Origin of the sequence: Rosistilla ulvae (assembly GCF_007741475.1) — a bacterium.
GTDB lineage: Bacteria > Planctomycetota > Planctomycetia > Pirellulales > Pirellulaceae > Rosistilla > Rosistilla ulvae.
In genome coordinates this window covers 3,357,237-3,371,776 of record NZ_CP036261.1, presented here as the reverse complement: position 1 = coordinate 3,371,776, position 14,540 = coordinate 3,357,237, and the positions used below count along the sequence as shown (strand labels likewise).

Genomic DNA, 14,540 nt, shown 5'->3' with positions numbered 1-14,540 from the left:
TTGCGAAGAGGCAGCCAGGTTGAAAATCAAGCTCGTTTGGATCGGTCGCTCCAAAGACAAGAACTTTGCCGACTTGATCGATCAGTATCGCAAGCGTTTATCGCACTACTGTTCGCTGGAGATCGCCGAGATCAAAGAACTCAAACCCGGCCGCTTGTCGGCTGGTGAGCTGATGAAGAAGGAGGCGGATCTGCTGCTGCGTCAGGTTGCCGACCAAGATCTAATGGTCCTGATGGACGAGCGCGGACGTCAACTGACGTCGATCGAACTGTCCGAGTGGGTGCAGGCGAAGATGAATATCGCCACACCGCGGATGACGCTGGTGATCGGAGGGGCGTGGGGCGTTGATCCAAAAGTGAACCAACGGGCCGACTGGGTTTGGTCGCTGTCAAAGCTGACATTGACTCACGACATGGCTCGCATTTTTCTGATCGAACAGATCTATCGCGCGTTCACGATACTGCGAGGCGAGAAGTACCACAACGAGTAGGTTGGGGTGGTAGGTGTGAACCAAGGACGGGTGCCCTCAGGTCCAAATGTCGAGCGGATCGCAACGATCGGTTCTATCGAACCGTGGAGCCCAGCGGTAAATTACGACGGCTGGCGGCCTCGCTTTTTCACAGCGACACGCTCGACAAGACTACTCTTGCCCGCGTACCGATTTCGTTGCGTCGGTTCCCAATTGCGATGCGCGTTGATTCTCGCGTTGGATCGCATCGTACACCTCTTGGCGATGCACCGGGATGCTTTGTGGGGCATCGATCCCCAACCGTACTTTATCACCACGGATGTCGACGATAGTGACCACAACGTCATCTCCGATCATGATGCTTTCGTCGCGGTGGCGTGATAGAACAAGCATGGTGCTCTCTTTGAATGTTCGGGTTGTGTGAATATATGCAAAATTCCATAACGCCGAGCAGAGCGGCACGCGCTCGCAAGATGGTCATGGGAGACTGTACGGGAAGCGATTGAAGGTCCCCGACAAGTAATTCTATCGGCCCCCCGTTCACACCAATTCAAAGAGTTCCATGCGATGGCGGTTTCGCAGGTTCTGCGGGCGCTACCGGCCAACGCTAGCATCGGTTGGTCGAGATCGCACAACTCGCACGATTGCTACAGATCGCACGCCGAACCGAACGAACCTCCGCTTTCGTCTGCGCCAGCAATCGATTGGAACAGGACACATCGACCGACGCTCAACCTTTGCTGCCTACGTTGGCGAGCTTTCGACGCCGTTAGCATGAGGCGACGCGAAAGTCGACAAACATCTGGTCGGTCGCCCACTTCTGGAACCACGCTAGCAGCTGTTGTGCCAGCACAGTATCGTCCAGAGCGTCCAACACCGCGACATTTGCGATCGCCGTTTCCAACGAAATGCCCTCGCACAGCTGCTGCAGGATTTGAAACTCGCCAGGCTCCAGCTCGATCGTGCGGACGACGTAACGGATCCGCGTGATCGCGAGGTAGGTCGGTCGTACCTGCGGAAACGCGCCTTCGAGATCAGCCTGTTTGCGAACGGCAATCGCATATTCATGCGCCGCACAGTCCAGTTGCAACAGCCGCAGGCATGGAGCCGGCGTCAAGCAGATCCGCCCCATCGACTGCGGCGGGACCGTCGCCAACGCATCACCGAGAAGAGTGTCCATCCGTTCGATCCCTGGTCCGCTGAAAACCTCGCTGTAGGTTCGCTCCAGCTGGGCAAGATCGATCATCAAGTCGCTCCACGACCGTTCCTGCGAATCGGCGTCTGTATCCTCCTGAGCGGCGTCGCGATACTGGCTGAGGAAGTGATGAAAGTTGGCACCAAGATCGGCCAGTGTGTAGCTCTGCGACGGAAAGAACTGCAGATACTCGACAGCAAACGCGTTGAACGTCTCCTCGCCCAACAGTTGCACCAAAGCGGGAAACTCTTCGCTTAAACACTCCAACAGTCGCGCATAATACGCGTTGGCGTAGACTTCGATTCGCTGCTGGCTGTCGAGTCTTTGCGATGGCAGGATCAAGTCTTCCAAGCTCGCCTCGGCGGCTTCTCCCAAAGCGTCTCGGGCCGTCTCCGACCGCGAACCGCTCTGCACCCCCTCGGGATGCGTGATCACCGCCTGCATCCATTGCTGAACGCTCTGCAATCCGCGTGACTGGGATTCCATCTATTCGACCTCCGCTCGGCTGAACAACGCAGGCTGCGGAATCGCATTGCGACGCGTCGCCGCCGCCCGATCGACGGTCGTCTCGACGGGAATTGTCGGACGCACGCTGGCCAATTCCGGCGAAACATCATCAACGTCCGACGGCTCCGCTTGCGCCGACATCAGATAAGCCTTAGCCTTCAACACCTCGGCATGCAGCACGTCGAACTCGGGGATATTGGCGTCCCATTCCAATAGCGTCGAAGCCCGGATGCCGCGTTGGTAAGCGTATCGAAACAGCTCCCAGACGCGATCGACAACGCGGCCATCGTGCGTATCGATGCAGTGGGTTCCCAGGTCGGTGTGCCCCGCCAAATGAAACTGAACGACGCGATCTGCGGGGATCGAATCGAGGTATTCGGTAGGTGAAAAATCGTGGTTGACGCTGGAGACGTAGACGTTGTTGACGTCCAACAACAACTGGCATCCGCTTTCGATCGTCATCCGGCGGATGAACTCCCATTCGCTCATCGTCGAATCGCGGAAGGTGACGTAGGTGCTTGGATTCTCCAGGACCAACGGCCGCTCGAGGATTTCCTGAACGATCCGAATTCGATCGCAGACGTGCCGCAGCGATTCTTCGTTGTAAGGGATTGGTAACAGATCGTGTGTGTTTTTTGCTGCGATCCCGGTCCAACAGACGTGATCCGAAACCCAGCGTGCCCCGATCTCATCGGCCAGTCGTTTCAGCTTTCGCAAGTATTCGAGGTTCAAGGGATCGCTGCTGCCGATCGACATCGAAACCCCGTGCATCACGATCGGATACCGCTCGGCGATTTGATCGAGAACGTAGCGTGGACGCCCCTGGCAATCCATGAAATTTTCCGAGATGATCTCAAACCAATCGACCGCTGGTTGGTGCTCTAAAATATGTGCAAAGTGGGCGGTCCGCAGCCCGACGCCAAGCCCCAAGCCGGATGTGGCAGACGACGGTTGTCGATTCGAATCGGTCATTGGTTCAAGACTCTCGGAGGTGTAGCAACGAACAACGGCTGGTCGTGACGAAACAGGACCAGCCGTTGGAATCGGTTAACGAACATGGTTTGCTGCGTGTAACGCTTTATTTAGGTGCTGGACCGACCTTCTTGTCGGCAGCTGTCATCAATTGCTCGAACTGCTTGCGAGCCAATTTCCAAGCGTTGGCGTTCAAAGGCACACTGCAGCTGCCCTTGCCTTTGCAGGTGTTCTGTCCGGGATAGCCGCCGCAGCCGCCTGCTCCCTTGCACTCATTGGCACCCGCGCAGTCGTGTTTTGCAACGCTTGCACAAGATCCCATACCGGCGCAATTGTGATCGCCTTTGCCTTCGCCCTTGCAAGTGTTCAAGCCCTTGCAAGTGTTCGGAGCGGCGATCAACAACGCTGGATCGACTCCCAAGTCGGCCTTGCCACCTTCTGCAGCCGAAGCCATTTTACTGCCGGCAACGAGCCCGCCGGTTGCGATTACTGCCATGCGTCCAAAATTACGGCGTCCGATGTTTGTGTCACTCATAGCTTGTACCTTCTTTCGGAATATTGAAGTAAACAACAAACGGCCTGCTGCCAGTTCATCCTTCGAATCGTTGATGCATCGGCTCGATCGTGCCGCTCAGCGGCGCGTCGCACCAAGTTATATAGCGCACGATCCGACTGCTGTCGGAGCGTGCGCCCAACGCAGGATCAAGGGGCGACGATGCGTCGTCATATTAAGACACGTCGCCAGCCAGTTCGTTGTTTCGCAGTCTACCCGGCCTGCGCAATCCCAATTGTGCGTTAGCTAACAGAACTCCAGGCAACGCCAAAAGAAGTAGCTGACAAGCTATCCCGCCGCCCCGCTCCAGAGCGATCTCGATTAGGACATCGCGAACAGAACCAACACGACCGATCCCGCAGCGTGCGAGCGAGCGCTCGGTTGGTTTGAATTGCGGTGAGCGAATCGATTCCCGAATTCCGCGAAATCGAAACCTCGGCGAGCCAGGGCTTTGAAGTCTTGGACCACCGCCCAAAACAAACGCTCGAAGCTCCGCTAGCGTACGCTAGCGAACAAGCATCGGTCGCGGCATTGCGGCCCACTATGCTGAGGGGACAGTATGCCCCATAATCCCCGACAAGCCTTCTGAATTAGTAATCCCTATCTCATCGATACGTTGGTTTTGTGAGTCTTCTTGCAAGACTTCGTGATCGCGGCAGGACGGTGTTTGCAACGGCGAGAATCCGCCGCCACGGGCGCGTGTGGCGAAGGATGCGACAACGTCGCGAACCCGATTCGCCTTGCAACCTGAAAGGGAACTTCAGCATTTCAGTATTGGCTTATCCGCATCGCTCCGCCCCAAATTATCCCTCAGGCGACACAGCGTTGAACGATTCAAGCGGGGATGGAGCGAAGCATGAACAATAAAAAACCGACACCCCCCCGTTCGTCTTACAAAACGATTGAGAGAGCAATTGTTGGCGTCATCGTCTTGCTCCTTTTTGGGCTCGCGATTTACTGGAGTTACCGTTCGTACCGGCTGGTGTCGCAGGGTACCGTTGTCCAAGCGACCTGCACGAAAGTGGAAACACGCACTTCCGGTACAGGAACCAATCGACGCAGCCGTACGACGTACTCCATCAGCTACCCCGTCGAGGGGCGTGGGAACATGCAGGGAACGATTAATGGAGAGTTCACCGGTCTGCGCCAAGGTGGAACAATCGAAGTCCTCTACGATCCACGCGATCCAACTTTTGTTCAAGCGAATCGATTTTGGAGCTTGTGGGGATGGTCCATCATCATCGGTGGGATAACACTTACCATGGGCAGCATCCTGTTGCGCCCCAAACGCAAGCAAGCTGTCGAACAAATAGCGCTCTCCCCACAGCCAACGCCGTCCCCCTCGCAGCGGGAATTTGAAGCGAAGAAGTCTCCATGTTCACCGTTGACATGGATCGCTTTGGGGACGGTTGCGGTCCTTCTGCTCGGTGGCGTGGCTTGGGGATTCGTTCGCAACCAAGCCGCCCACGCGTTTCCGATTCGCGCTATCGATATCAGTCCCGACGGAACCAAAATAGTATCGGCCAGCACTGGCGACGACTTTGCTGAAGTCGTCCTCTGGGATCTCGAGGAAAAACGCAAGGTTGCAAAGTTGGCGGCGGGCGAAGGGGGGGCCATCTGGGTACGATTCTTAAATGGTTCAGGTTCCGCCGCGCTAATGCACTGCTTGCTCAAGAGCGACTCATCCTACGGGATCACCCCCGGTCAGCTTGTTCTGTTGGACCTTGAAACCGGTCGGGAATTGGCCAGTCGATCAACGCAAGGTTATCTCACGAAAACCGTCGTCTTGCCCAAGTCGGATCGCGTCGTCGTTCTCTCCTGGGACTCGATCGAACTGTTGCAAACCGATCTCCAACCGATCACCACCTTGAGCAGCGGTTCGGACCTTCAGTTTCAAGCGGCCGCAGTCGATAGCGACGAAAAAATTCTTGCTGTCAGCGGCAAGGACCAAGTTTATGTCTGGGATCTGGAGACACAAACCCCGCTCCCATCGCTTACTGCCGAAGGGACGCGGTTTGACAAGCTGGCGATCAGTCGCGACGGCGATTGGATCGCAACCACCATCGACTCGAATTCCATCGATCAGACGCAGTTCCCAGTCCAGTTGTGGAACCGTAAGAATCCCAAAGATGAAGTTCGCACGATCATGTTCGAGCATGAGATCAGTCACTTGGCATTTGTGCCAGGCGATCCAGATCGTTTGCTGATCGTATCGGGACGCGATCGCCTAACTTCTCAGACCACGCTCTATTCGCTGGCTGGTGAACATCAGGAAACACTTCACTCGGGAACGACCGCTGTCGATACGATCGCCCTATCAGCCGATGGCACCGACCTACTGCTGAATTTCAAACGAGCTGGGGGGGCAGAACTTTGGGACCTGTCGGCCAACTCAGCGACCCAGGTCTGGAACAAGCAACCATTCCCATTGGAAAATGTGATCTTTTCTCCGGACGCTTCATCCCTAATCGGATCTCGCGATCAGTCGACACTCCGTGTCCTCGACACCTCCAGTACAACGCAAGAATTCGAAGGAGTTGGATACCACCGACCCTTCTGGGTGTGGCCGGTTGGAACTTCCGCTGCGGGAGTGCTTTTCTTTCTGTGTGTTCTTCAATTATCCAAGCTGGCTGATGGAAAAACCCGCGAGAAACGCGAAGCGATTATCGACCAAGTGACCGCTCGATTAGGATGGGAACAATCGTCTTCGATCTCAGTCGAAGCGCTTCCAGATTTTGAGTTCCTGAAACAACGCGCCGGTGGTCATTTTGAATTCGCGGTTGTTGGCCCTTCGCTCGATCGCGAGATTTTGATGGGGTGGTTTATGTGGACGACGCGATCGAACGACAGGGACCGTACCCATCGTGAGTTCTGTTTCATTTATCCTGATACCGATTCGAAGCTGCCCGATCTCTACATCTTTCCGGAAGACCTTGTCGCAAAGATCACCGCCTTGGCGGGTTGGCAAGACATCGATTTGGATCGCACCGAGAGCCTACGGAAATTCTCCATCAAACATGTACTTCGCAGCTCGCAACCCGATCGCGCGGCCGACGTCATCACAGACCAATTTGCCGAATTCCTGTGCGAACATCCGGGATGGAGTATCGAATCGCTCGACGGTTCGCTGTTGCTATCGTGGAAAAATGTAATCTCATTCAACTATTCGAGGTCGCGCCAACGCGATCCGCAAAGCATCATCGGTTTGCAACAAGAGGCCGAAAGTATCGCTGGGTTGCTATTTGGGATCCGATAGTCGCAAGACGCATGACCGAACACCAAACGCGAAATCTAAATCTAAATCTAGAGTCCCAGAAGTTGGCAATCTGATGCAGTCAATTCAAGTTGAATACAAAGCTCCAAAAAACATCCCAAATCCTCGGCTATTGGAATCGGAGATCGAACGACAGCTTCAAAGGCATCTAAAATCAATCACCGAGCTCACGATTCGCGACGTGGATCTAAGGCTTCAAGTCACGCAGCTTGATATTCATGCAGGGAAGGGAACTGTCGGCATGATGGTTCAAGGGACGATCAATGGATTACCAGTCGAAGGAATTGTCACACGGAGCGATTGGCCCAACAGGCGTCTGGGGCAAAGTGGTTTTGACCATCTTGTTGCCAGAGCGTTCGCAAACTTAGCAACTCTATTGGTTCGGCTCATCTTTCCGTCGACGATGACGCGGGCTATTGGCAACCGCCGAGTCAGCGAATACGCAATTCGCGCGTTCAATGAATGCATGGCCGAAGTCCGAATCGAAATTGACGCAGCGATCGGTCGTCGCCCGACGTCAGGAGTGCATCAGTGGCAAATGACAAAGTCGATCGCATGGAAAGCCTGCCTGCTGATGGCGGCCGTCGTCGCCCTCGTCTACTGGTATCGCCAAGATTCTTTTGTGGATGAGGTCCGCCCTGGTTTTGGATGTATCTTGATAACGTTTGGCACCTTGGGCTGTGTCATCGGAGCGGGAATCGCCACGCTTCCCACGCGGTTCTTTCAATCAGAAAAAGCGGGGCGCAATCTGGTGAAGTTAGTCGGCGTGAAAAGCCCAACAGCTATCCGTGTCGTCGCATCGGGCATCGCGTTGGTTTCCACGCTTCTCGTTCTTATCGGCGGTTATTGGCTTCTATTGGAATGAACGAAAGCAGTTCCATCGCATAAAGTCCTCTGGCATCCGCTGTTTTGACACGCCACGTTGCTTGTAGCGTAACGAGGTTGTTCAAGGTTCCAACGCCTCAAAACCAGAAACGACGTCGAAGACGTTCTTCGTCGATACTGCTTTGTCGCTGACGACAATAGAAGACGTTGAGCGACAGAAGCAGCTCTCCAATATTCTTGTCGGCGCGTTGCATCGCAGCCAACCGACTAGCGTTCTCGCTAGCCAAGGACTCCGCACACGCGCGAAACAGCGAAACAGCGAAACAAATAAGTATTCGCCCGTCAGTTTACGCATCGCTTGGATAGCGTCTCCCAAATGCACCCTCGTGCATTGGCGCGTCCCGCCGGTCGTCTCACCCAACGCAACGCCAGACCTGTCGCAGAAGCAACCTCGAGCAGACTCAAAGAGCGAGCATCATTGCCACCGGCCGTATCGCCTGGGATTCAGGATCCTTTGACTCCGTTTGCGATGCGATTGCCAATCTCTTCGTCCACGTTTCGCCAGTAGGTGAACGCACGTTCGAGTACCGGATCCGTAACGCCCGCCTTCAGATGGCCAACCACATTGGAAACCAATCGATCGCGCGATGCGTCATCCATCACCTCTCGAACGAGCGTGCCAGCCTGACTAAAGTCATCGTCGTCCTTTCGCAGCGTATAGGCCGCGCGGGTAAACTCGCCGTCGGCGGCCCAGGTTGTATCCTCGGGATAGCGCTCGCAATCCGCCGCCGGACCACCTTTCGAGTTCGGTGCGTAAACCGGATCCGAGACGTTTTGCGTTCGACCTTGTCCATCCTTGCTGTAGCTGAACACCGGACATTGCGGAGCGTTGACGGGAATCTGTTTGTAGTTCACGCCGAGTCGATGCCGGTGGGCATCGGCGTAAGCAAACATGCGGCCAAGCAACATTTTGTCTGGGCTGATGCCGATCCCCGGCACAAGATTGTTCGGCTCGAATGCAGCCTGCTCGATCTCCGTATGGAAGTCGGTCGGGTTGCGATTCAAGGTCAGACGACCGACTTCGTGAAGCGGATAGTCGTCATGCGGCCAAACTTTGGTCAAATCGAAAGGGTTGATCCGATAGGTCTTGGCCTCCTCGAACGGCATGATCTGCATCTTCAGTGTCCAACTCGGATGCTCTCCTCGCTTGATGGCGTCAAACAGATCGCGTCGGTGATAATCGCCATCAGCTCCTGCCAATCGATCGGCATCGTCTTGGGTGAGAAAGTCGACTCCTTGGTCGGTTTTGAAATGATACTTGACCCAGTAGCGTTCTCCGGAAGCGTTGACCCACATGTAGGTGTGGCTGGAGTAGCCGTTCATGTTTCGCCAGGTCTTGGGGATTCCGCGATCGCCCATCAGCCATGTGACTTGATGAGCCGACTCGGGCGACAATGACCAGAAATCCCATTGCATATCGTGGTCGCGCAGACCGTTGTCAGCGCGTCGTTTTTGCGAACGGATGAAGTGCTGGAATTTCATCGGATCGCGAAGGAAGAAGACGGGCGTGTTATTCCCGACCATGTCGTAATTGCCTTCGCTGGTGTAGAACTTCACCGAAAAGCCGCGCGGGTCACGCCAGGTGTCGGGGCTCCCACGTTCGCCGGCCACAGTGGAGAACCGAATCAACGTGTCGGTCTTCGTCCCCGGTTGGAACACCGCCGCCTTGGTGTAGGCACTGACATCGTGGGTCACTTCAAAATGCCCAAACGCCCCGGAACCTTTCGCGTGCGGTTGTCGTTCGGGAATGCGTTCACGATTGAAGTTGGCCATCTGCTCGATCAAATAATGGTCGTGCAGCAAAATTGGGCCATTGGGTCCGACAGTCAACGAGTGCTCGTCGCTTGCGACGGGGCAGCCCGCATCCGTTGTAGTCGGCTTCGAGTCGTGCTTTTTCATGCTGAGAGTCCTTTGATTTGGGAGTACTATCGCGCGACCGATCCGCCGGTCGGAGCTGCGTGAACGAACCAATACAAGTCACTGACTAAGTGGATCAGGTCGCGAGTCCCACAGCACCGAACTCGTGACATGATCCACGACTCATTGCAGCACCTATTGTTCCGCTGGTCGTCTCGACTGATCCAATCTATCACACCTTCATCCGCTTCGGGCGATTTGCCGCAACGGCTATCTGGGATTACCGCGTCATTTGCATTCGACGTCGAGCTCGCCAGGACCGATGCGATGGAAGAACGCCAATAAAACCGTGCCAGTGAACGGACGGCGAGCGATGCAAATTCGTATTTGTGATGTCGTCCACCACGATGGACCACATCGCCCCCAGGGATAACGACGGTAAAGATTTCCAGCACCGCGCAGCGGAGACCGTCAAGCCGAACGTGTTTCAGCCGCGGTCATGGACTAAACGGAAAAAGCAACGGCACAATGGCGATTGTCGCAATGAGAATCAGCAGTTGAAGCGGGACGCCAACTCTCAAGAAGTCTCCAAATCGATAGCTCCCTGCACCAGCGACCAGAGCGTTGATCGGCGATGCAACGGGCGTGGAAAATGCCGTCGACGCCGCTAGCGCGACACCCATCAGCAATGGATAGGGCGAGACGTCAAGCTGCGCGGCGAGTTCGAGTGCAAGCGGTGCGATCAGGACACTGGTTGCGGTATTGGAGATCGCTTGACTTAAAACCGAAGTCACCAAGAAGAGCAACAACAGAAGTATCCACGGACTCGTCAGGCCAGGACTCTCCACAATCGCGTCCACCACCAAATCGAATGCCCCCGTCTTATCCAGCGCGGTCGCAAGCGGCATGACGGACGCAATCAGCACAATGCTCTGCCAGTTGATGCTCTGGTAAGCATTGGTTCCCCGAAACGCTCCAGCAATCACCATCAAAGTAGCAGCCACAAGCACGGCGGTTACGTTTTCCGAGAGGCCGGTACTCATCGCAATCAGCATTCCAATCAGGATGCCGATGACCCAGTAGGCAACCGGCTTGAGCGGCGCGTCTCCTTCTTCGGATTGCTCGCTGACCAGCAAAACATCGTTTCGCGATTTCCCAAGCCGCTTCAACGCACTCGCATTGGCCGCGACCAGCAACGTGTCACCAGGATGCAGCGGCGTGTCCGATGTCCGAGTGCTGACGGGTTGGTTTCCTTTGCGTAGCGCCAGCACCACCGCCCCATACACACGAAAGAAATCCAAATCCCGTACGGTCCGGGCGACAAATGTTGAACGCGGCGGAACGATGAGTTCAGCTAGATGGACGACGTTTGGCAAGCTCGCCGACGTGGTCACCATCTCGACCAGCCCTTCGCGGATCAGTTTCGCGATGGCTTCCTCGTTCGCCGACTTGATGAACAGCGTATCGCCAACACGGAGAAGCGTTTCAGGAGAGCATTTGCGTACAATCGCCGACCGCACACGGGAGCGATTCTTGTCGGGCGTGGAAACGGCCAGCACGTTAATATGAAAGGTGCTACGGAGGCCAAGATCGCGCAGCGTGCGCTCGGCGAAGTTCGATCCGCGTGGGATACGGATTTCGCAAATCTGACCGTCGACGCCGTAACTGTGAATGAGTTCCGGACGCGACACGAGACCTTGATTTCGGCCAGCGTCTGCGGCAGTGGTCGCTTGCGCTGGCAGCAAACGCGTGCCGAGGGTACACATAAAAACAATGCCGAGAGCCAGCATTAGAAGCCCGGCAGGGGCAAATGAAAAGAATTGAAAGGTCTCCAGTCCCGCGCCGCGTAGTTCCTGATTGACGACCATGTTCGGCGGTGTACCGATCAGCGTCAGCATGCCTCCCAGCGAAGCGGAAAACGCCAAAGGGATCAGCAACTTGGACGGCGAAACTTCGGCGCGGCGACAGAGACTGAGGACAACGGGCAACATCACCGCGACTGTCCCGGTCGAACTGAGAAATGCCGAAAGCAACGCGCTGGCTAGCATCACGGCGACCGTTAGCCGGGTCGTGGAAGTACCGCCAAGTCGGCCTAACCACCTGCCCGCGACATCGGCGACGCCAGACTCCAGGATCGCTCCCCCCACCACGAAGAGTCCCGCGATCATTAGGACCAGCGAGTTTGAAAACCCCGCTGTTGCTTCCGCTGGTGAAAGGATGCCCGTGAGCAGAAGCGCCAACAGCGAAACAAAGGCAACCAAGTCCATCCGGAAACGGTCGAGCACAAATGCAATGATCGTCGCCAGCAGAATACACGTCACTATCCAGATGTCAGTAGTCATCTGCAGAGATTAACGCCCTGGATCGAATTGCGTAAGAGCAAGCCAGAGAACCAAATAATATGCGGCACGTATCCGCAATGTTTGTCTACGTCTTCTGTCGCAATGGAGCGAAAAATGACTGCACTGGAGATGCCGATGCATTCTACGCGTTTGCGTTTCATCACCTGCCATCATAGCAATCGCCCGGTGAAGAGAGCGGTCGACCGCTGGTCGATCTTCGCACGGACTGGAGAGTTATCGGGGACGCGTTGGTAACCGGTGAGCCATGACGAAACGTACCATCACAGATGATGTGCAGTAACAAAATCGCGCGATGTGGATTGCGTGATGGAGAGCGTCTGGATGCGTGACATCGCCTGCATTTGGACATGCTCCGATTGCCGCCGGGAATTGACTTGTGAAATCCAAGAGAAGACACTTTGGACGGGAACGGAGTTCGGTTCGTTGCCACCAAGGGATCGGCGTTCGGTTTTCCGACCGTGGTCTCCTGAATTTATATGCGCAGAAGTCGCCACCAAGAGTGGCGGGCCGCGTGCTCGAAACGAATGCCATTGACCGATCGTCCGTACGGCATCCGCCATTCCAACAAGGGGATTCAACATGATTCAGTTCCTTGCCACGTCGACGCGTGTTTCTAGAACGTCCGGTTGCCGCCAAACATTCCCACGTCGTTTGCTACACAGAGTGACGACACTCTTTGTTCCGACGCTTGCAGCCCTGTTCGCACAAACCGTTTTCATGTCGTCACTTCGGGCCCAGGCAAGCGACCGACCCAACGTCATTGTCATACTGACCGATGACCAAGGTTGGGGCGATCTTAGCGTCAATGGGAACACCAACCTAAACACTCCCAACATCGACAGCTTGGCGCGCGATGGGGCCAGTTTCGATCGCTTCTACGTCTGCCCCGTCTGTTCGCCAACGCGAGCCGAATTTCTGACGGGGCGTTATCACGCGCGAAGCGGTGTCTACAGCACGTCGGCTGGTGGCGAGCGTATGAATCTCGATGAGCGAACGATCGCGGAGACCTTCCGCGACGGAGGCTACGCCACCGGGGCGTTTGGCAAATGGCACAACGGGATGCAGTATCCGTATCATCCCAATGGCCGCGGATTCGATGAGTACTACGGTTTTTGCAGCGGTCACTGGGGCGACTACTTCAGCCCGCCATTGGACCACAACGGACTGATCGTTCAAGGCGAAGGCTTCTGTATCGACGACTTCACCAACAAAGCGATCGCGTTCATGGAATCCAGCGTCAAGCAGAACAAACCGTTTTTCACCTACGTGCCGTTCAATACGCCGCACGCCCCGATGCAGGTTCCCGATCCGTATTGGGATCGCTTCAAAGACAAGCCGCTGGCGATGCGTTATCGCGATCCGAAAAAGGAAGATGTCGATTTCACCCGCGCCGCCTTGGCGATGTGCGAAAACATCGACGACAACGTCGGAAAGATGTTGGCCAAGCTGGACCAGTGGCAGATCGCCGACAATACGATCGTGATCTATTTCTGCGACAACGGCCCCAACAGCTGGCGTTGGAATGCAGGGATGAAGGGACGCAAGGGAGCGACCGACGAGGGAGGCGTCCGGTCGCCGCTGTTTATCCGCTGGCCCAAAAACATTCCGGCAGGGAAACAGGTTACCGAAATCGCCGCGGCGATCGATCTGCTGCCGACGCTGGCCGCTTTAACTGGACAAAAGGTTGGCGGTTCAAAGCCGTTGGACGGACGTTCACTCGCACCGTTGCTGACCGGCGACGCCGCCGACTGGCCCGATCGCAAGATCGTCTCGCACTGGAAGAACCGAGTCAGCGTTCGCAATCAACGGTTCCGATTGGACAATCGAGGCGAGCTGTTTGAAATCGCAACCGATCCGGAGCAACGCGTCAACGTCGCGGAAAAGTTCCCCGAGGTCATGGCGGACCTGAAAGCGGAAGCCGAATCGTTTAAGACGAATGTCGCGGCCGGCTACGACGACGACCAACGCCTCTTCCCGATCGGGCACGCCGATTACCGGTACACTCAAGTCCCCGCCCGCGATGCGACCTACAACGGCGAGATTCAACGGTCCAATCGCTATCCGAACTGCTCGTATCTGACGAACTGGACCCGCACCGATGAATTCATCTCGTGGGATGCGACCGTTGGCGCAAGCGGCACCTACGAGGTGCAACTGCACTACACCTGCCCCGCCGAAGACATCGGTTCGACGATCGAGTTGTCGTTTGGCGACAGCAAACTGACTTGCAAGTTGACCGAAGCTCACGATCCACCGCTGCGTGGATTCGAGAACGACCGCGTCAAACGCCCCGAATCGTACGTCAAAGATTTTAAAGTCGTCACGCTGGGGCGGATCGAATTAGCCGAGGGTCCCGGCCAATTGCAATTGAAGGCGTTGGAGATCCCCGGCGATCAAGTGATGGATTTCCGCCTGCTGTTCTTCACCAAGATTCAATGATCGCCGCCGCGAGATTTCCGACGCGG

General features: G+C 55.9%; 11 protein-coding genes. 4 read left to right on the top strand and 7 right to left on the bottom strand.

Translation table 11 applies throughout. From position 1 onward, the window contains the following. The first annotated feature begins 19 nt into the window (after positions 1-19). Complete coding sequence (locus EC9_RS11965) at positions 20-490, top strand: 23S rRNA (pseudouridine(1915)-N(3))-methyltransferase RlmH (protein ID WP_145345452.1); 471 nt, start codon at positions 20-22, stop codon at positions 488-490. 150 nt (positions 491-640) lie between these two features. On the opposite strand, the gene csrA is transcribed toward EC9_RS11965, so the two are convergent. The 4 genes from csrA to EC9_RS11945 all read right to left on the bottom strand — a co-directional run bounded on the left by csrA (position 641) and on the right by EC9_RS11945 (position 3,678). After that, the gene (gene csrA / locus EC9_RS11960; RefSeq protein WP_145097590.1) at positions 641-862 is read right to left on the bottom strand and encodes a carbon storage regulator CsrA; all 222 of its coding nucleotides are present in this window, start codon (positions 860-862) and stop codon (positions 641-643) included. A 376-nt stretch (positions 863-1,238) separates the two neighbouring features. After that, the gene (locus EC9_RS11955; protein WP_145345450.1) at positions 1,239-2,150 is read right to left on the bottom strand and encodes an HvfC/BufC N-terminal domain-containing protein; all 912 of its coding nucleotides are present in this window, start codon (positions 2,148-2,150) and stop codon (positions 1,239-1,241) included. Then, complete coding sequence (gene bufB, locus EC9_RS11950; protein WP_145345448.1) at positions 2,151-3,143, bottom strand: MNIO family bufferin maturase; 993 nt, start codon at positions 3,141-3,143, stop codon at positions 2,151-2,153. A 106-nt stretch (positions 3,144-3,249) separates the two neighbouring features. Further along, on the bottom strand, positions 3,250-3,678 hold the full coding sequence (locus EC9_RS11945; RefSeq protein ID WP_145122016.1) for a hypothetical protein: 429 nt from the start codon (positions 3,676-3,678) through the stop codon (positions 3,250-3,252). A 1,039-nt stretch (positions 3,679-4,717) separates the two neighbouring features. On the opposite strand from EC9_RS11945, the gene EC9_RS11940 reads away from it, so the two are divergent. Both EC9_RS11940 and EC9_RS11935 read left to right on the top strand, forming a co-directional pair. Further along, positions 4,718-6,952 (top strand): hypothetical protein, encoded by a 2,235-nt coding sequence (locus EC9_RS11940; protein WP_449314242.1) that lies wholly within the window; start codon positions 4,718-4,720, stop codon positions 6,950-6,952. A gap of 73 nt (positions 6,953-7,025) precedes the next feature. Next, positions 7,026-7,835, top strand: a complete 810-nt coding sequence (locus tag EC9_RS11935; RefSeq protein ID WP_145345444.1) for a hypothetical protein — start codon at positions 7,026-7,028, stop codon at positions 7,833-7,835. 97 nt (positions 7,836-7,932) lie between these two features. On the opposite strand, the gene EC9_RS27255 is transcribed toward EC9_RS11935, so the two are convergent. The 3 genes from EC9_RS27255 to EC9_RS11920 all read right to left on the bottom strand — a co-directional run bounded on the left by EC9_RS27255 (position 7,933) and on the right by EC9_RS11920 (position 12,054). After that, the gene (locus tag EC9_RS27255) at positions 7,933-8,058 is read right to left on the bottom strand and encodes a hypothetical protein (protein ID WP_315852326.1); all 126 of its coding nucleotides are present in this window, start codon (positions 8,056-8,058) and stop codon (positions 7,933-7,935) included. A gap of 241 nt (positions 8,059-8,299) precedes the next feature. Then, complete coding sequence (locus tag EC9_RS11925) at positions 8,300-9,754, bottom strand: catalase (RefSeq protein WP_145345442.1); 1,455 nt, start codon at positions 9,752-9,754, stop codon at positions 8,300-8,302. 455 nt (positions 9,755-10,209) lie between these two features. Beyond that, complete coding sequence (locus tag EC9_RS11920; protein ID WP_145345440.1) at positions 10,210-12,054, bottom strand: SLC13 family permease; 1,845 nt, start codon at positions 12,052-12,054, stop codon at positions 10,210-10,212. A gap of 738 nt (positions 12,055-12,792) precedes the next feature. On the opposite strand from EC9_RS11920, the gene EC9_RS11915 reads away from it, so the two are divergent. Further along, positions 12,793-14,514, top strand: a complete 1,722-nt coding sequence (locus tag EC9_RS11915) for an arylsulfatase (RefSeq protein ID WP_145345438.1) — start codon at positions 12,793-12,795, stop codon at positions 14,512-14,514. Positions 14,515-14,540 lie beyond the last annotated feature (26 nt).

Coding starts and splice junctions, on each gene's coding strand:
- csrA (WP_145097590.1), bottom strand. CDS start 862: ATGCTTGTTCTATCACGCCACCGCGACGAAAGCATCATGATCGGAGAT.
- EC9_RS11955 (WP_145345450.1), bottom strand. CDS start 2,150: ATGGAATCCCAGTCACGCGGATTGCAGAGCGTTCAGCAATGGATGCAG.
- bufB (WP_145345448.1), bottom strand. CDS start 3,143: ATGACCGATTCGAATCGACAACCGTCGTCTGCCACATCCGGCTTGGGG.
- EC9_RS11945 (WP_145122016.1), bottom strand. CDS start 3,678: ATGAGTGACACAAACATCGGACGCCGTAATTTTGGACGCATGGCAGTA.
- EC9_RS11935 (WP_145345444.1), top strand. CDS start 7,026: ATGCAGTCAATTCAAGTTGAATACAAAGCTCCAAAAAACATCCCAAAT.
- EC9_RS11925 (WP_145345442.1), bottom strand. CDS start 9,754: ATGAAAAAGCACGACTCGAAGCCGACTACAACGGATGCGGGCTGCCCC.
- EC9_RS11920 (WP_145345440.1), bottom strand. CDS start 12,054: ATGACTACTGACATCTGGATAGTGACGTGTATTCTGCTGGCGACGATC.
- EC9_RS11915 (WP_145345438.1), top strand. CDS start 12,793: ATGTCGTCACTTCGGGCCCAGGCAAGCGACCGACCCAACGTCATTGTC.